Origin of the sequence: Glycocaulis alkaliphilus (genome assembly GCF_004000605.1) — a bacterium.
GTDB classification, from domain to species: Bacteria; Pseudomonadota; Alphaproteobacteria; order Caulobacterales; family Maricaulaceae; genus Glycocaulis; species Glycocaulis alkaliphilus.
Genome location: NZ_CP018911.1, coordinates 2,451,724 through 2,467,571, shown reverse-complemented (window position 1 = coordinate 2,467,571; position 15,848 = coordinate 2,451,724). Strand labels below are relative to the sequence as shown.

At 64.7% G+C, this 15,848-nt stretch carries 15 protein-coding genes; 6 read left to right on the top strand and 9 right to left on the bottom strand.

What is annotated here, in order from left to right:
• Positions 1-48 precede the first annotated feature (48 nt).
• Positions 49-804, bottom strand: coding sequence for a flagellar hook assembly protein FlgD (locus X907_RS11815; RefSeq protein ID WP_127568252.1), 756 nt, complete (start codon positions 802-804; stop codon positions 49-51).
• 4 nt (positions 805-808) lie between these two features.
• A complete protein-coding gene (locus tag X907_RS11810) occupies positions 809-2,554 on the bottom strand; it encodes a flagellar hook-length control protein FliK (protein ID WP_127568250.1) in 1,746 nt (581 codons plus the stop codon).
• 529 nt (positions 2,555-3,083) lie between these two features.
• Between X907_RS11810 and flgK the strand changes: the two genes are divergently transcribed.
• Both flgK and X907_RS11800 read left to right on the top strand, forming a co-directional pair.
• Entirely contained in the window at positions 3,084-5,216 is a 2,133-nt protein-coding gene (gene flgK, locus X907_RS11805) for a flagellar hook-associated protein FlgK (protein ID WP_127568248.1), read from the top strand.
• 17 nt (positions 5,217-5,233) lie between these two features.
• Positions 5,234-6,145: a flagellin gene (locus tag X907_RS11800; RefSeq protein ID WP_127568246.1), complete on the top strand. Its 912-nt coding sequence runs from the start codon at positions 5,234-5,236 to the stop codon at positions 6,143-6,145.
• Positions 6,146-6,155: 10 nt separating this feature from the next.
• Here the strand turns inward: X907_RS11800 and X907_RS11795 are convergent, their stop codons facing one another.
• Together X907_RS11795 and X907_RS11790 are read right to left on the bottom strand one after the other, a co-directional pair.
• Positions 6,156-6,608, bottom strand: coding sequence for a MaoC family dehydratase (locus X907_RS11795; RefSeq protein ID WP_127568244.1), 453 nt, complete (start codon positions 6,606-6,608; stop codon positions 6,156-6,158).
• Between the two features lie 35 nt (positions 6,609-6,643).
• Entirely contained in the window at positions 6,644-7,744 is a 1,101-nt protein-coding gene (locus X907_RS11790; RefSeq protein WP_127568242.1) for an NADH:flavin oxidoreductase, read from the bottom strand.
• A 147-nt stretch (positions 7,745-7,891) separates the two neighbouring features.
• Between X907_RS11790 and X907_RS11785 the strand changes: the two genes are divergently transcribed.
• The gene (locus X907_RS11785; protein WP_127568240.1) at positions 7,892-8,122 is read left to right on the top strand and encodes a DUF2093 domain-containing protein; all 231 of its coding nucleotides are present in this window, start codon (positions 7,892-7,894) and stop codon (positions 8,120-8,122) included.
• Positions 8,119-8,928: a M23 family metallopeptidase gene (locus tag X907_RS11780; protein WP_127568238.1), complete on the top strand. Its 810-nt coding sequence runs from the start codon at positions 8,119-8,121 to the stop codon at positions 8,926-8,928. Before X907_RS11785 ends, X907_RS11780 begins: the two co-directional genes overlap by 4 nt.
• On the opposite strand, the gene X907_RS11775 is transcribed toward X907_RS11780, so the two are convergent.
• From X907_RS11775 to X907_RS11760, 4 genes are read right to left on the bottom strand one after another with little or no spacing between them, the layout of a single operon-like run.
• Positions 8,907-9,818, bottom strand: coding sequence for a lysophospholipid acyltransferase family protein (locus X907_RS11775; protein WP_127568236.1), 912 nt, complete (start codon positions 9,816-9,818; stop codon positions 8,907-8,909). The genes X907_RS11780 and X907_RS11775 overlap by 22 nt on opposite strands.
• A 3-nt stretch (positions 9,819-9,821) precedes the next feature.
• Complete coding sequence (lpxK, locus tag X907_RS11770; RefSeq protein ID WP_127568234.1) at positions 9,822-10,826, bottom strand: tetraacyldisaccharide 4'-kinase; 1,005 nt, start codon at positions 10,824-10,826, stop codon at positions 9,822-9,824.
• Entirely contained in the window at positions 10,826-12,115 is a 1,290-nt protein-coding gene (locus X907_RS11765) for a 3-deoxy-D-manno-octulosonic acid transferase (protein WP_127568232.1), read from the bottom strand. The genes lpxK and X907_RS11765 overlap by 1 nt, the downstream gene beginning before the upstream one ends.
• Positions 12,112-12,855 carry a lysophospholipid acyltransferase family protein gene (locus X907_RS11760; protein ID WP_170175547.1) on the bottom strand — a complete coding sequence of 248 codons (744 nt, stop codon included), beginning with the start codon at positions 12,853-12,855 and terminating at the stop codon, positions 12,112-12,114. The genes X907_RS11765 and X907_RS11760 overlap by 4 nt, the downstream gene beginning before the upstream one ends.
• Before the next feature lie 85 nt (positions 12,856-12,940).
• Between X907_RS11760 and X907_RS11755 the strand changes: the two genes are divergently transcribed.
• Both X907_RS11755 and X907_RS11750 read left to right on the top strand, forming a co-directional pair.
• Positions 12,941-13,603, top strand: a complete 663-nt coding sequence (locus tag X907_RS11755) for a protein tyrosine phosphatase family protein (RefSeq protein WP_127568228.1) — start codon at positions 12,941-12,943, stop codon at positions 13,601-13,603.
• A 68-nt stretch (positions 13,604-13,671) separates the two neighbouring features.
• Complete coding sequence (locus X907_RS11750; protein WP_127568226.1) at positions 13,672-14,064, top strand: hypothetical protein; 393 nt, start codon at positions 13,672-13,674, stop codon at positions 14,062-14,064.
• Here X907_RS11750 and X907_RS11745 read toward each other — a convergent pair.
• Positions 14,052-15,839, bottom strand: coding sequence for an ABC transporter ATP-binding protein (locus tag X907_RS11745; RefSeq protein WP_127568224.1), 1,788 nt, complete (start codon positions 15,837-15,839; stop codon positions 14,052-14,054). The two genes, X907_RS11750 and X907_RS11745, sit on opposite strands and share 13 nt — an antisense overlap.
• Positions 15,840-15,848: the final 9 nt, after the last annotated feature.

The following is a 15,848-nucleotide window of genomic DNA, read 5'->3' as shown; positions in this document are numbered from 1 at the left end:
TGCTTATTTTTCGTTTTCTGGAACGTTATCGGGTGTGGACGGGCGGGATTACGAGACGGCTTCGGGCTCGTCTTCCTCTTCATCGACAGGGTCGGTCACGGGCTGTTGTTCAACCGGGTCGGGGGGTACCTCGCGCAGGCGGACAATGCGTGAGGCTGGCACCTGCATGCCGCCGATCTCGACGATGGCCTGGCCTTCGCTCAGCTCGACGCCGGTCACGCGGCCGCCAACGAGAACGCTGACATCCTCGATGCGCTGGCCGTCCGCGTCGAAGGCGATAACCTCGAGATGATAGACGCCGTCTGGCAGTGTGTTGCCATCGGTGTCCTTGCCGTCCCAGACGAGACGGTGCTCGCCTGCGCCGGTCTGGCCGCTCATAGTGCCGACGGTAGCGCCCTGCTCATTGGTAATGACAAGCTGGGTAGAGGTGGCGTCCTGGGGCAGCTGATAGCTCCACTCCGCACGCCCTTCGCTCAGCAGCGAACCGCTGGTCTGCACCAGCGCGTACTTGCCGATATAATCAACGCTGGAAAGCTGGGCGAGCGCGGCCTGAACGTTAAGCAGCGCCTGAATCGCCTGCGTGGACTGGATCTGCTGCTCAACGGAGGAGAATTGCACCAGCTGGGAGACAAATTCCTGTGACTCCATCGGGCTGAGCGGGTCCTGGTTCTGCAGCTGGGAGGTCAGCAATGTCAGGAAGGTATCGAAATTGTCCGTCAGGCTCTTTGCCGAAGATACCGTGGTCGTCTGGTTGACGCCGCTGGCAGCCTGCTGGGCCTGGGCAATGGGGTTCAGGTCAGTCATCGGATCAAATCCTCATGTCCACGCCGGTCCGACCCGTCATCAGAAAGCCGTAGCGGCTCACCGGGGCGGAGATGGACTCTTCTGAAATAGTCAAATTGCTGGTGATCGAGGGCTGGGCGCCGCGCTCTTCGGGGTCACGCTCTGCCTGTTCGTCACTGCCGCCTTCGCTCAGCGCAAAGCCTATGCCGTTTTCACCGAGATCCAGCCCGGCATCGGCCAGCGCCTTCTCCAGCTCGCGCGCATTGCGCTGCAGTTCGGCCAGCGCTTCGGGCTTTTCAGCCGTCAGCATGGCCTGGACGGAGCGGTCGGCCCCGATCTCGAGGCGCACCTGCACCCGGCCAAGCTCTGGCGGATCAAGGCGAATATCAAAGCTGCGCGAACCGTCGGCAAAGCGCCGGGCGATCATCTGGCCAAGCTCGGCCACATGGCCCGATGCCATGCGCAGATGCGGCATGGCCGATGTGGTGCGCGTGCCCGCCACGCTGGCGCTCTCATTGCGAGCCAGAAGCGGCGAGCTGCTTTCCAGACGGAGCTCCGTGGCTTCGCTGGCCTCCAGCGCTTCGGGCGCAGCGATACCAGATTGCAGGGCTGTCAGCATGGCGGCCATTGATACGGCCGGTGCGGCAGGCTGGGGCGGTGTGGCTGGTGCCTGTGACGGTGCCGGGTTGGCAGGCAGGGTGGCTGAGCTGCGCGCTTGCACGGGCGCGTCCTTGGCGCCCGTCTCTGCTTTTTCAGCGGCGGCGCGTGCCTGCGCAAGACCTTCAGGCCCGCGCGTCATGCCGCGCCCCGTCTCACGGCGCAGGGCGGCGGTGTTGGGCACATCGCCCTCGGCTTTGCCCGGCTGTGCGATGAGGTCTGCCTTTGCCTGCTGGGCGTTAGTGGAGGCGGTCTGGGCCGCTTCAGGCGCGCGTGTTCCGCCTGCAGGATCTGCGGCCGGTGCGGACTGTGGGGCCGCGGCCTGCGCCTGCGCCGGTGTTTGCGGTTGCACAGGGGCCTGTTGACCGGACGCCGCTTTAGGCTGGCCGGGTTCGGCATGACTGGGCTGGGCTGCCTGATTGGCCGGGGCTTCTGCGGGTTTGCCTGTCCCTTGGGCAGCATCACTGGACGGCGCGGCCGGGGCGGCCGGGGCGGCAGGTTCGGCTCCGGCGCTCTTGCCGGCGTCAGCCTTGCCGGTTGTATCGCGCGCCTCGTCAGGCCTGCTGTCTTCGGCTGTGTCAGCGTCAGCCATGTCTGCTTCAGCTGCGCCGTTTTGCATGCCCGCAGCCGGGGACTCTCCCTCAGTCAGGCTGTGGGCGCGGATATTGGACGGTTCGGGTTCGTCAGTCGCGATGCTTTCGACGTTGCCCGGTGCCGCGCCGGTTTCGGGCGGCATGACGATGATGGCGGGATCCGTGCCGTCTTGCGCCTGGCCGTCATCAAGGCTGTCTTCAACATGACTGCCTTCAACGCTGACCGGCAGTTCCAGCGGGTCAGGCTCCGGCGCCACAGACGGCGCAGGTGCGGGCTGACCGGTGATTTCGGCGCTGGCCTCTGTGTTGATCTCTGCACTGACATCCACAAGCTTTGCCTGCCCGCCTGTCTGGCCGGCAGATGATTTGGCGGGCGCGTTGTTGCCGCCAGCTTCATCGCGGAGCAAAGCCTCGAACCCGCCAGCTTCGCCTGTGTCACCGGCCGCAGTGCGCGCAGCCTCGCCACGGCCCGCAGACAGGGCAGCAAACAAGGTGTCAGCAATGGCATAGCCAGGCAGCATGGGCGCGGCGGTCCTTCGACAAATCGTATCGGGATGTTGCGCGCGTTTTGCGGCGGGCGGCGTTTCCTGCCCTAGGGGCACGAGCCGGTCGAGCACTGGCTTTCAAGCTTCATGCCACTGAAAGGATTTATATAAATCCAACAAAAACAAGGCGTTGTCGTTGGTGGCGCGTGGGCGGAGACGTGCCGGGCGGCAAAAAATCCCCGGTGGCAGGGCCGAGTCTTGCCGGGTCGGGGTGTAAATCGGGAGTGATCCCGGCCTGTCCGGTAATCCCGGCCCTGTCGCTGTTCTGATCGCGCGTCTGGCCCGGCTTTTGCGCCGCATGGATCCCGCAAATGGTCCGTTCAAACATGCGGACCGGAGGCAGATGAAGGCTTAGGCTCACACTTTCAATGACTTGCGCAGTCAACATATCGCCAGAGCGTTGGACCAGGAAGGCCCGTACCCCCGGCAGGAATTGCCGCTCAGGGGCGGGTTTTGCCTATGTGCAGGCTGATTTGAGGGCCAGCGGAGTTGAAGGAGGGCGGACATGGCGCTGAACGGAATTCTCGGCAATGCGATGTCTGGTATCCAGGCAAGCCAGCTCGGCATGCGCTCGGTCTCCAACAATATCGCCAACGTCAATACGCCTGGCTATGCCCGCACCAAGGTAGACCTGATCGCCCGCTCGGCGGCCGGTATCGGCATGGGCGTCCAGGTGGCGGGGATCACCCGCGTGGCCGATGTGTTCCTGCAGGCTGCTTCCCTGCGCGCCGGGTCCGATGCCGCCAAGGCGACCACCAGTGCTGCCCTGCTGGACCGGCTGCAGAGCCAGTTTGGCGGCACGCAGGATGCCGGCGGCCTGTATGGGCGCCTGGTGAAGGCCTTTGAATCGATAGGCGCGGCGGCGGTCGATCCGGTCGAGCGCGTGGCGCGGCTGTCGGCGGCGTCCGATCTGCAATCCTTTTTCGACGAGGCCAGCCGCCTGTCTGCCGAGGTGCGCGCCCTTCGCGATGAGGCGGACCGGCGCATTGGCAGCGGGGTAGAGCGCGTCAATGAGATACTCGCCGAGCTGCAATCGCTCAACACGCAGGCCCAGGCGCTGAATGCCTCGGGCTCGGACTCAACCGGCGTGACCAACAGGCAGGCCGAACTGCTCGACGAGCTGTCCGGCCTGATGGACATCCGCGCGGAGGTTCAGCCCGACGGGCGGCTTTTTGTGCGCACCGAGAACGGCACGGCCCTGCTGGACAATGCCCGGCTGCAGCTGAGCTATGTGCCGTCCGGAACCGGCGCTTATGGCGCCGATTACGGGCGCATCACGGCGGTGGTCTCGTCCTCGGGGGCAACAGTTGACCTGACCAGCTCGATCCGGTCTGGCGAGCTGCGTGCCCTGATGGACATGCGCGACATCGAGCTGCCCGCCATCGCGGCACAGCTAGCCGAGTTCACGGCGGGTACGTCCGATGCGCTCAACGCCGCGCACAACAACTCCGCCTCCTATCCGCCGCAGACCACCATGACCGGGCGCAATACCGGACTGATCGCCAATGATCTGCTGAGTGGCAGCGGCATTGCCACGCTCGCGGTGGTGACTGATGACGGCGAGCTGGTGAACCGGATTGATCTGGAATTCACTGCCGGCGGTTTCACAGTCAATGGCAATGCCGGGACCACGGTTGATGATCTGGTAAATGAACTCAACGCCGCCCTTGGCGGGGATGGTACGGCCAGCTTCTCCGGCGGGCGTCTGGTCATCAATGCGACTGCGCCGGGTACAGGACTGGCGACGGTGCAGGACGAGTCCAGCCCGTCCGATCTCGGCGGCGGGCGCGGATTTGCGCATTTCTTCGGCCTCAATGACATCATCACCTCGGCCAGGCCGTCCTTCTTTGATACCGGGCTGGGTGCAGGCACGCCGCTGGGCACCAGTGCCGGACAGGAGATGACGTTCCGCGTCTCGACACCCGATGGCCGCTCGACAACCGAGATCACCATTCCGGCCGATCAGGCGACGCTGGGCGATTTCGTCAATGCGCTGAACAATCCGGCCACCGGCATGGGCGGGTTTGGCACCTGGTCGCTCGATAGCGAAGGCGCATTGAGCTTCACCCCATCGAGTGCCTATGCCAGCTATGATTTCGACCTTGTCAGCGACAGCACGTCGCGCGGCGATACAGGGCTTGCCCTGTCGCAGCTGTTTGGCATTGGCGACGCGGCGCGCATGTCACGCGCCGAAGCGTTTTCGGTCCGCTCTGATCTGCGCAGCAATTCCGCGAACATCTCGTTCTCGCAGCTTGATATAGGGGCAGGTACGGTGCCCGGCGATCTGGTGCTGACCGCGGGGGACGGGCGGGGCGGGCAGGCGCTCTATAACGCGTTTTCCGCGACACGCCGTTTCGACGGGGCGGGCGCGTTTGCCGGGGGCACGGCGACCTTGCAGGAATATGGCGCGCGGCTGTCCGGCGATGTGGGCACGCGTGCCGCCCGCGCGGAACGGGCCGCAGATTCTGCGCTGTCGGTAAAGGAAGCTGCCGACCGCAAGCGCATGGATGTCGAAGGCGTCAATATGGATGAGGAGCTGGCCAACATGATCCTCTACCAGCAGGCCTATAACGCCGCTGCACGCATGATCCAGGCGTCCAAGGAAATGACGGACGTGCTTCTGAATATGGGCCGCTAGGAAAGGAGCTTAACGCCATGCGTATTTCAACACAGGCTGCCTCCCAGTCGGCGCTCATGGACCTGATGCGCGCGCAGCGTCAGCTTTACGAATCCGGCCAGCAGGTCTCAACCGGCCTGAAAGCGCCGGACCTGAAAGGCTATGGCAATGAGGTCGAGACCATCCTCTTTGCGCGGGGTGCGCTGGCGCGCTCTGACAATTTTGTCGAGGCGAGCAAACGCCTTGCCAGCCGGCTGGACGTGCAGGATCTGGCGCTGAACGAGATGTCCGATGCCGTGCAGGATTTGCGGCTGGCGCTTACCACCAATGACGGCACTTTCCTGATGAACGACGTGCAGGCCGCGTTCAGCCGTTTCTCCGCTGCGCTGAACACCCAGTTCAACGGCTCTTTCATTTTCAGCGGCACGCGCACCGATGCGGTTCCCTTTACCGCTGACACCATTGCGCAGGTTCAGGGCGCGGCGGACATAGCCGATCTGTTCCATAACTCCAGCAAGTCCCAGACCGGCCGGATTGAAGAGAACACCACGGTGGAGACCGGGTTTCTGGCCGATGAGCTGGCAGCAGACCTGATGGCGATTTTTGCCCGCATTGCCGATTTCAATGCCGGCCCGGACGGACCGTTTGACGGCACCGTCACCACGGTTCAGCAGGAATTCCTGTCCACCGAAATTGGCAATGTCATCGCGGCGTTCGAGAATATTTCCAGCGCCATTGGCAAGAATGGTTCGTTGCAGGCGCGTCTTGAAACGGCCCAGCAGAGCAACGCCCAGCGGTCCGATTATCTCAAAACCATGATCGCCGGCATGGAAGAGGTCGACATGGCTGAGGCTGCGAACCGCCTTACACAGGCGCAGATGGCCATGCAGGTATCGGCCCTTGTCTTTTCCGACATGAGCCAGGTCTCGCTACTGCCCTTCCTGCGCTAGGCTCCGGGCCCTAGCCGTAGACGATCAGGCTCAGCCATTCTGCGGCGAGCGCAGGGGTATCAGTGCCTTCAATCTCGACCGAACAGCTCTGCACCAGCTGGATCTGGCCGGGCTTGCGCTCTTCTGCTTTTGCCAGCGTGAACTTGCCCCGGATGCGCGAACCCACCCGCACCGGCGACAGGAAGCGTACCTTGTCGAAGCCGTAATTGATGCCAATCACCTTGCCCGGCAGAGGCGGCAGGGTGGATTCGGCAAAATGGGAGAGAAGCGAGAGCGTCAGGAAGCCGTGGGCAATCGGGCCGCCAAAAGGCGTTTCTTTCGCTGCCCGTTTCGGGTCCACATGGATGAACTGGTGGTCCAGCGTCACGTCGGCGAAGGCGTTGACCCGCGCCTGATCCACTTCAAACCAGTCTGACGTGACAGTTTCACCGATGCGTCCGGCATATTGTTCCAGAAGGCTCATGGCCGTCTCTCCCCTGTTATTGTTGCGGCCAATGCCTACACCAGCTCCTTGAGCGCTTCAGCCGAAAAATCAGCCAGCTCGTCAAACCGGCCATCGCGCACCTTGGCGGCCCATTGCGGATCGGACAGCAGCGCCCGGCCGATGGCGACGAGATCGAACTCGCCATCCTCAAAGCGCTTCAGCAGGCCATCGAGAGAGGCCGCCGGAGAACCTTCGCCCATGAAGGCGCCAAGGAAGTCCGAGTTGAGGCCGACCGAGCCGACAGTGATGACCGGCTTGCCGGTGAGCTTTTTCGTCCAGCCGGCAAGATTGAGATCGGAGCCCTCAAATTCGGGGATCCAGAAGCGCCGCGTGGAGGCGTGGAAAATGTCGACACCGGCATCGGCCAGCGGGCTGAGGAAGGCTTCCAGCGCTTGCGGCGTTTCGGCCAGGCGCGCGGTGTAGTCCTGCTGCTTCCACTGCGAATAGCGCAGGATGAGCGGCATGGCGGCCGGCATTTCCGCACGCACGGCCCGGACGATTTCCTCGCCGAATGTGAGACGGCCTTTCAGGTCGCCACCAAAGCGGTCGGTGCGCTTGTTGAGGCCTTCCCAGAAGAACTGGTCGATCAGATAACCGTGGGCGCCGTGCAGCTCGACCGCGTCAAAGCCGGTCTCCACCGCGGCCTTTGCCGCCTTGGCAAAGGCGTGGATCGTGTCGGCAATGTCTTCCTCGCTCATCGGCTCGCCAATGCTCTTGCCGTTCGGCAATATGCCCGACGGGCTGTCGGAGGGAGCGTCGGGATGCGGCCCGGTGCCGGGACGGCGCGCAAGGCCCACATGCCAGAGCTGGGGCGCGATCTTCCCGCCGGCGGCATGCACCGCATCGACAACCTTTTTCCAGCCGGCCAGCGATTCCGGCGCGTGGAAGTTAGGTATGGCAGGGTCGAAGCTCGCGCCCGGACGGTCCACGGTCGTGCCTTCGGTGATGATCAGGCCCACCGCGTTTTCCGCGCGGCGGCGGTAATAGGCCACCACGTCCTCGCCCGGCACACCGCCCGGCGAGAAGGAGCGCGTCATCGGCGCCATCACGATGCGGTTGGCAAGGGAGAGCGAACCCAGCTGGAAGGGCTGGAACAGGGCAGCAGCATTGGTCATGGAATCGTCCTGCGAAGAGGATGGGAAGGATGGCGTTGCCGTTATCAGATGGCGTTGCGGCCGGTGCGGTCAAGGCGCTGTCTCGCACTTTGATGCAGCGCAACGCACGTGATAGATAATGCGCGCAAGGATTATCCGGGAGTTCACATGAACCGCTTCGAGCGCGATTTCACAGGCGAAGCCAAGCTGGAATATGGCGATGCCGACTTCATGATACTGGAGCCGGGCGCCTATGTGCTGTGCGCGGTCACGGGCGAGAAAATCCCGCTCAACCAGCTGCGCTACTGGAGCTCGGAGCTGCAGGAAGCCTTCAAGGACGCGCAGGCCGCGACGAAGCGCTGGCTGGAAATCCATTCAGAGCCGGGGATGCAGACATGAGCGTGCTTCTTGCCGCTGCGCTGGCGATTGCCAGCCCTGAGCCTGCGATTGCGTGCAGCGGTGAACACCGTCAGGGCGGGGTGCTGGTATGCCGTACCGCGCCCGGCGCCACCGTCATGATCGATGATGTCGAGACCCGCGCCAATGACGAGGGCTGGGTCATTCTCGGCCATGACCGCGATGCGCCCGAAGAGACGCGCCTGCGTGTCCGGATCGACGGGGAATGGGTGTTCGATGCGCGCTATGATGTGGCGCCAGCGGAGTATGACATCCAGCGCATTGAGGGCCTGCCGCCTGCCATGGTCACCCCGCCGCCGGAAGTGCTCGAACGCATTCGCGCCGAAGGCGTGCGCAAAGGCCAGGCCCATGCCTCGCGCTGGGATGGTGACGGGTTCATGACCGGCTTCATCCAGCCCACACAGGGGCGTATCTCGAGCCGGTTCGGCGGTCAGCGCATCTATAATGGCGAGCCGCGCACCCCCCATTACGGTGTGGACATCGCCGCGCCCACCGGCACCGAGGTGCTGGCACCGGCTGGCGGCATTGTCAGGCTGGCTGACACTGACATGTATTTCGAGGGCGGGCTGATCTTCATCGATCACGGGCAGGGCTTCAACTCGGCCTATCTGCACCTGTCCGAAGTCCTTGTCGAAGAGGGGGATGTGGTCGAGCAGGGCCAGCTGATCGCCCGGGTGGGGTCCACCGGGCGCTCCACCGGCCCGCACCTGTGCTGGCGTATCCGCTGGCACGGGCGCAATGTCGACCCGTTCGCCACGCTGGATGTTCAGCCCTCCGCCTTGCGGTAGATGTCCTTGGGAAAGCGCCGGTGTACCCAGAACCACTGGGCCGGCGTTTCAAGGATGCGCTGTTCGATAAAGCGGTTCATCGCCGTGACCAGCTCAAGCACGGCGGCATTGCGCTCGGTGGCCACCGGACGGGTCAGGGGCTCGTGAATGCGCACGATGAAGTTCGGGCCATGCCTGCGCGCTATCGACATGGGCAGCACCACCGCGTCATGGCGCAGGGCCATGCGCGCCCCGCCTGAGGCCGTCATTGCCGGGTGACCGAAGAACGGGGCCTCGATCCCGTCATTCATCTTCTGGTCGACCATCATCGCCACAGGCCGGGCTTCCTGCATGGATTTGAGGATGATGCGCGCGCCGGCATCACCCTTGGGCGCAAAGACATGCCCGCCCATGGAGGCGCGCCGGCCGCGCAGCCGGGCGTCGATATAGGGATTGTTCAGATGCCGGTAGACCAGGCAGCAATTTGGCACTTGCGTGGCCACGGTGCCCACCAGCACTTCCCAGTTCGCGAAATGTCCGCCGAAAAGCAGGATGGGGCGCTGCTGGCGCTGCAGCTCGCGCAATATGTCGAGGCCCTCAATGCGGACCTGCTCGCCCTGCCCGCTGAGATCCATGCGGCCGAGCAGCGGCAACTCCCCGGCCACGCGGCCCATATTGTCCCACATCGCGCCCAGCAGGGCGTCGATCTCGCCGGGGTTCGCGTGCGGAAATACCAGCTCCATATTGCGCCGGGCGATCTGGTGCTGGCGCATGAGCGGTCCCAGCCGTGAGACAATGGCCGAGCCGGTATCGCTGGCCCGCTCCATGCCGAGCGCGCGCATAGACGCTTCATATCCGTCGAACAGGGCCGCTTCCGTGCGCCAGCCTGCACGTTTGAGAACCGAACTCATGGCCTAGGTCTTTACCCCGCTGCGAACCGCGTCCAGACAATCCCTGATCCGGGCCTCGTCGGCAAATGCCGCCTGCACCGGATAGTCCAGCACCGTGTCACGGAACCCGGCGGGCAGGCGCACATGATCCTTCTCGGTGGTGACAAGCCGGGCATTCCAGCTCTCGGCGAGGTCTGCCAGGCGTTTGAGATCGCTCGCGCTGAAGCGGTGATGGTCGGGAAACTGGATGGCATCGGCCAGGTCGCCGCCTGCAGCCTTGAGGCCATCAAAGAATTTCTGCGGGCGGCCAATGCCGGCAAAGGCCAGCAATCTGCCCTCCGGCACGGAGGCGGACGGAGCGAGCCATGCACGGAAAACCGGCTTTTCCAACTGGTCCAGTTGCAGGCGGGCAAGGTCCGGCAGGCTCTCGCTGTCCGGCATCATCACGATCACGGCATCGGCGCGGGCCAGTCCGGCGCTGACCGGCTCACGCAAAGGTCCGGCCGGAAAGATGGTGCCCGGCCCCCAGCCGGTCTCGCCATCGACCACGACGAAAGAGAAATCCTTGTGCAGGGCAGGGTTCTGGTGGCCGTCATCCATGACGATGATGCTGGCGCCCTCATTGACGGCGAGCTGCGCCCCTGCGGGGCGGTCAGCCGAGATGATTGCTGGCGCGGCGCGCGCCAGCAATAGCGGCTCATCGCCCACATCGTCTGCGCTGTGTTGGCCCGCATCGACCCGCACCGGACCTTTCAGACGCCCGCCCCAGCCGCGTGACAGGGCGAACGGGTTCGCGCCCATGTCCTGCAGCATGGACAGGAGAGCCGCGCTTACCGGCGTCTTGCCGGTGCCGCCAAGGGTCAGATTGCCGACGCAGATCACCGGCACATCCGCCTTGAAGGGCGTCGTGCGCGCGATGCGCGCCGCGCCTGCCGCCGCATAGGCCCAGCCCAGCGGGGAGAGCAGGGCGCGCGTGACGGCACCTGAGGAGCGGCCGGCCTTGTCATTCCAGAAGGCGGGCGGGCGCATCAGCTTTTCTCCGCGGGCGTGTCGACAAGCGCGAGGAGCTTGCGGGTGGTGGTCTCCAGTACATTGCCGGTCAGCGCTGACAGGGCGGCCTGACCTGCGCTGATGCCTGCGCCCTCACCGGCCCAGTGGCGCCGTACGGCTTCGGCCAGCCCGGCGGCGTCCTGCACCGTGGTGACGGCGCCATAGGTCTCGTAGGCGTCGAAAATGTCGGAGAAGCTGTCACGCCATGGACCGGAAATGACCGGGCAGCCCAGCCGTGTCGCTTCGATCGGGTTATGCCCGCCAATGGCGGGTTTCAGGCTGCCGGCGATCAAGGCTACGGGTGCCAGTTCAAACCAGAGGGACATCTCTCCCAGCGTGTCCGCCAGCCATACGGGCGTGTCCTGGCCGGGGGCTTCACGCCGCGACCGCAGGGCAAACCCCAGCTGGCGCTGCTCCATGAGGTTCCCGATTGCGCTGGCACGGTCTGGATGGCGCGGCACCAGAATGAGCAGGGCATCGCGATGACGGGCGAGAAGATGCTGATGGGCGTCCAGAACGATCTCTTCCTCGCCCGCATGCGTGCTGGCCGCCACCCATAGAGGACGGCCATTGACGATGGTACGGGCCGCGGCCAGCTTGTCCCTCGACGGCATGGGGGGCAGGATTTCCAGCTTCAGATTGCCCGCGACGGACAGCTTGCGGCCGAGCAACTGACCAAGCCCGCGCGCGGTGCGCCCGTCTGCGGGGCTGATCCAGTCAAACAGGCCTACCAGCGCCTTGCCTGAACGCTGCCAGCGTTGCCAGCGGCGCAAGGAGGACTCGTTCATCCGCGCATTGACCAGCGCCAGACGCGCACCGGAGCGTGCCGTTTCGAGGATGAGGTTCGGCCACAGCTCGCTTTCCACGAATACGGCGACATCCGGCTTCCAGTGCGCGGCGAAGCGCCGTGCGGCGCCGGGGGTGTCTGCAGGGATGTACTGATGGATGACGCCGGGCGGTGCTTCGCGTCCGACAAGGGCAGCGGAGGTGACGGTGCCGGAGGTCAGCAGCACGTTGAGGCCGGGGCGGGCCGCTATCAGCGCACCGGCAAGGGTAAGCGCGACACGGCTTTCGCCCACGCTGGCACCATGGATCCAGACAAGACTGCCTTCGGGCCGGGGCAGGGAGGCACGGCCCAGACGCTCGGCCACGCGGCTTTCATCCTCCTTGCCCTTGGCCGCGCGCGATGACAGCAGGGCAGGGGCCAGCGGCGCGGCCAGGCCGGATGCCAAACGGTAAAGCGACAGGGCCGGGGGCAGGGCGGTCATGCGCCGCGCGCTCCGGCTGGCGGTGCGGGCTCTACCGGCTCGACGCCGCAGGCCATATCCGCTTCACGCGTCAGCGCGATCAGGGTTTCTTCCAGCCAGATACGCGCCGCTTCACGGTCGTCTGCGGTGGGGTTTTCGGGCAGATGGTAGGGCTCGCTCCAGATGATGACGCCGCGTGAAAACGGAAAGGGCAACACGAAGCGGTCCCAGGAATTGAACACCTTGCGCCAGCGTATCGACCAGGTGACCGCCAGCAAGGGCGCGCCGGTGGCCTCGGCCAGGCGGATGGCTCCGGGCGTGACGCGCATGCGCGGGCCTTTGGGACCGTCCGGTGTAATGGCCATCACGCCGCCCTCTTCGATATGGCGCACCATGGCGCGGTAGGCGCTCATCGCGCCCTTGTCGTCAAGGGTGCCGTCGCGGCGGCGCTTGCGCGTGGAGCCGCGGATACCGGCGACCTTATGATGGGCGGCGGCGCGCGCGATAATGTCGCCATCGACCGAGCGCGAGACCAGGATGGCGGGCTGCTGCGTGCGGGGCGGCCAGAGCGCGATGCTCATCAGCAGACGGCCATGCCAGAAGGCGCCAATGGCGCCGCCGCCGCGCGCGGCGATCTCGCGCATGGCTTCGCTGCGCCGCACGTCCCAGCGCGTCGTGTGCTGGACGAGGGACATATAGCCGCCCATCAGCGCGCCAAGTGCGATCTGGACAGGCGTAAAGCTCAAGACGGACCTTGCCATGTCCTGTTGCTGGCCAGAGCGCCGCCTTACGTCAAGCATCAAGTGTTGTTGCGCGCATCGTGCTTAACGCTTAAGTCCGCCCTCCATGAGCGAGAATTTTGATGATCCGGCCGTTCTGGCGCGTGCCCGCAACAGCCTCATGTGGGACGATCATGGCGTGCTACGCCGGGCCTGGCACAATCACCGCCATGTCGGCGGGCAGATGTGGCGGGGCAATCAGCCTGACCCGGAGCGTATTGCCTGGCTGGCAGAGGAGGGTTTCAAAACCATCCTCAATCTGCGTGGCGTACAGCCCGGCAGGGCCTATTACGATCTCGAACACTGGGCCGCGAAGAAGCACGGGATGACCGTGATCGATCTGGGCTGGGGTTCACGCGAGGCGCCCTATGTCGAGCGTATCGAGCGGCTGATTGAGGTCTTCAACACCATCGAGTACCCCGCCTTCATGCACTGCAAGTCCGGCTCCGACAGGGCGGGCATCGTCGCCGTGATGTACCTCATCCTGCATGAGGGAAAGCCGGTGGAAGAGGCGATCTCGCATCTCTCGCTCAAATATGGCCATGTGAAGCAGGGCAAGACCGGCATGCTGGATCATTTCTTCCAGCTCTATCTGGACCGGAATGCGAAAGAGCCGGTCGATTTCCTGACCTGGGTAAGAACCGAGTATGACCGGCAGGCCTGTCATGATGGTTTCATGGCCAGCTGGTGGGGCTCAATCCTCACAGAACGCCTGCTGCGCCGGGAATGATACCGGTATCAGGGACCACCGGATATTAACCTTTCCCATGGCAATATTGTTCTCCATTGGGAGGGCATATGGGCCGTCAACACCTATCACTGAGCCCTGATCGCTCGATTGTGATTGTTGCTGTTGCTGGCGCGCGTGACAGAGCAGCCTTCGCCGAGGGCACAGCCAGCTTCCTGAACTTTTTCCTCAGCCAGCCGGCCCGCAAGGTGCTGTTTGATGCTTCCGGGGCCCATGCGGCGCTGGAGAGTGGCATCGCTATCGAGCTGGCGGAGGCGTGCTGCCGTCAGATGCCGGCGTGCCGGGTTGCCATTGTGGCGCGTGAGATGGATTGCGCCTTTTCACGTATATGGCGGCGTGCCCTGAGCATCACTGGCCATGAAGCCTATCTGTTTGAAGATGTCGGGGCCGCCGAGGCCTGGCTGCGCTCGGAAGCCGACGAGGATACGCTCTACGTCGCCTGATCGCCGTCGCGGAACTGGATACGGCATAGCTGGGCATAGAGCCCGCCTGCAGCGACCAGATCGTCATGGCGGCCTTCTTCGGCCACCCGGCCCTGATCCATCACATAGATCCAGTCTGCATTGCGTACGGTGAAGAGCCGGTGCGCAATGACGAGCGTGGTGCGCCCGGCGCTCAGGCGCTCCAGCGCCGCCTGGACCCGCTCTTCGGACTGTGAATCCAGCGCGGACGTGGCTTCATCCAGCAGCAAGATGGGCGCGTCTTTGAGAAGCGCGCGGGCTATGGAGATGCGCTGGCGCTGTCCGCCGGAGAGCAGATTGCCGCGCGGCCCGGCCCGGAATTCGTAAGTGCCGGGCAGGCTCATGATGAAATCGTGCGCATCGGCAGCCTTTGCGGCGGCCTCGATGGCGTCCTGACCGGCGTCCAGCGCGCCAAAGCCGATATTGGCGGCGATGGTGTCGTCAAACAGGGTCGTGTCCTGGCTGACCAGCGCCAGCGAGCCGCGCACGCTGGCGAGCGTCGCATTGGCGATGTCCTGCCCGTCTATCTCCAACCGGCCCGATTGCGGGTCGTAGAGCCGGGCGATGAGATTGAGCACGCTGGTCTTGCCGGAACCGGACGGGCCGACAAGCGCAACTGTCTTGCCGGCAGGCACCTCCAGCGAGACGCCGTTAAGGGCGGGTGCCTCGGGTCCGTAGGCGAACTGCACATCCTTCAGCGCAATCGCGCCGCCTTTGGTTTTGAGCGGTTTGGCCCCGGCGGTCTCGACAAGGCGCGGGTCTTCATCGAGCAGGTTGAAGACGCGCTCCAGCACGCCCATCCCCTCCTGTATGGCACCGGCCAGCGAGCCGAGCGCGCGTAAGGCAGGACTGACGATCAGCAGCGCGGTGATCACGCCAAGGAAGCGGCCCACATCGCTATCGCCTGTCGCCATGCGCCAGCCCGCGACGGCGAAAATGCCCGCCAGCGCGACACCGCCGGCGATCTCCATCAGCGGTTCGATCTTGGAGCGGTCGCGGACCATGGCCTGCAGGAGCTGGAAGCGTTCCTGAAAGGCCGTACGTGAGCGCCCGCGGGCGTAGTTTTCCAGCGAGAAGGTCTTGATGAGGCGCGTGCCGCTCAGGGTTTCTTCCAGAAAGCTCGTCACATTGCCCATCTGGCTCATCACGCTGAGCGAACGCTTGCGGATGACCGCACCTATGCGCAGCACCGGCGCGCCAGCCAGAGGCAGGATAAGCAGCAGCAAAAGTGCCAGCACCCAGTCCAGCCAGATCATCACCGCCACCCCGCCAATGACCTGCAGCGTGTCGCGGGTGAGGTTGTTGGCGGCGCGCACAAGGCTTTCGCGCAAGGTGGTGATGTCATTGGTAAAGCGCGAGACCAGCGAGCCTGCGCCCTCGCCCTGCAGGCGGGCAAAGTCGGCCTCCATCAGGCGGGCATACATGGCGGTCTGCAGATCACGCATCACCGACAGGGCCAGCCGGTTGGTGGCCAGCGTCTGCCAGTAGAGGCTGAGGCTGCGGATCAGTACCAGCGGCAGCACGATGGCCGGAGCCAGCCAGATGACGCGCGCATCGCGCAGCTCCATCAGCACCGTCATCTCGCGAACCACCAGCGCATAACCGCTAACAGAGGCGGCCGTGACGGCAGAGAGGAAGAGGCCCAGCAGGAGCAAAGGCCATCTGGGCGCGATCCAGCCGGAAAACAGCCGCGCGGCGAGCGCGAGCGTTCCGGCCGATTGCGGGCCGGAGCGTACCGGAAGGGCGGGATCGTTCAGCGTCCTTGC

What these genes read in the sequence shown, in the direction of transcription:
- X907_RS11810 (WP_127568250.1), bottom strand. Translation starts at nt 2,554, where the DNA reads ATGCTGCCTGGCTATGCCATTGCTGACACCTTGTTTGCTGCCCTGTCT.
- X907_RS11780 (WP_127568238.1), top strand. Translation starts at nt 8,119, where the DNA reads ATGAGCGTGCTTCTTGCCGCTGCGCTGGCGATTGCCAGCCCTGAGCCT.
- X907_RS11795 (WP_127568244.1), bottom strand. Translation starts at nt 6,608, where the DNA reads ATGAGCCTTCTGGAACAATATGCCGGACGCATCGGTGAAACTGTCACG.
- X907_RS11815 (WP_127568252.1), bottom strand. Translation starts at nt 804, where the DNA reads ATGACTGACCTGAACCCCATTGCCCAGGCCCAGCAGGCTGCCAGCGGC.
- X907_RS11755 (WP_127568228.1), top strand. Translation starts at nt 12,941, where the DNA reads ATGAGCGAGAATTTTGATGATCCGGCCGTTCTGGCGCGTGCCCGCAAC.
- X907_RS11760 (WP_170175547.1), bottom strand. Translation starts at nt 12,855, where the DNA reads ATGGCAAGGTCCGTCTTGAGCTTTACGCCTGTCCAGATCGCACTTGGC.
- lpxK (WP_127568234.1), bottom strand. Translation starts at nt 10,826, where the DNA reads ATGCGCCCGCCCGCCTTCTGGAATGACAAGGCCGGCCGCTCCTCAGGT.
- flgK (WP_127568248.1), top strand. Translation starts at nt 3,084, where the DNA reads ATGGCGCTGAACGGAATTCTCGGCAATGCGATGTCTGGTATCCAGGCA.
- X907_RS11775 (WP_127568236.1), bottom strand. Translation starts at nt 9,818, where the DNA reads ATGAGTTCGGTTCTCAAACGTGCAGGCTGGCGCACGGAAGCGGCCCTG.
- X907_RS11750 (WP_127568226.1), top strand. Translation starts at nt 13,672, where the DNA reads ATGGGCCGTCAACACCTATCACTGAGCCCTGATCGCTCGATTGTGATT.
- X907_RS11790 (WP_127568242.1), bottom strand. Translation starts at nt 7,744, where the DNA reads ATGACCAATGCTGCTGCCCTGTTCCAGCCCTTCCAGCTGGGTTCGCTC.
- X907_RS11765 (WP_127568232.1), bottom strand. Translation starts at nt 12,115, where the DNA reads ATGACCGCCCTGCCCCCGGCCCTGTCGCTTTACCGTTTGGCATCCGGC.
- X907_RS11785 (WP_127568240.1), top strand. Translation starts at nt 7,892, where the DNA reads ATGAACCGCTTCGAGCGCGATTTCACAGGCGAAGCCAAGCTGGAATAT.
- X907_RS11800 (WP_127568246.1), top strand. Translation starts at nt 5,234, where the DNA reads ATGCGTATTTCAACACAGGCTGCCTCCCAGTCGGCGCTCATGGACCTG.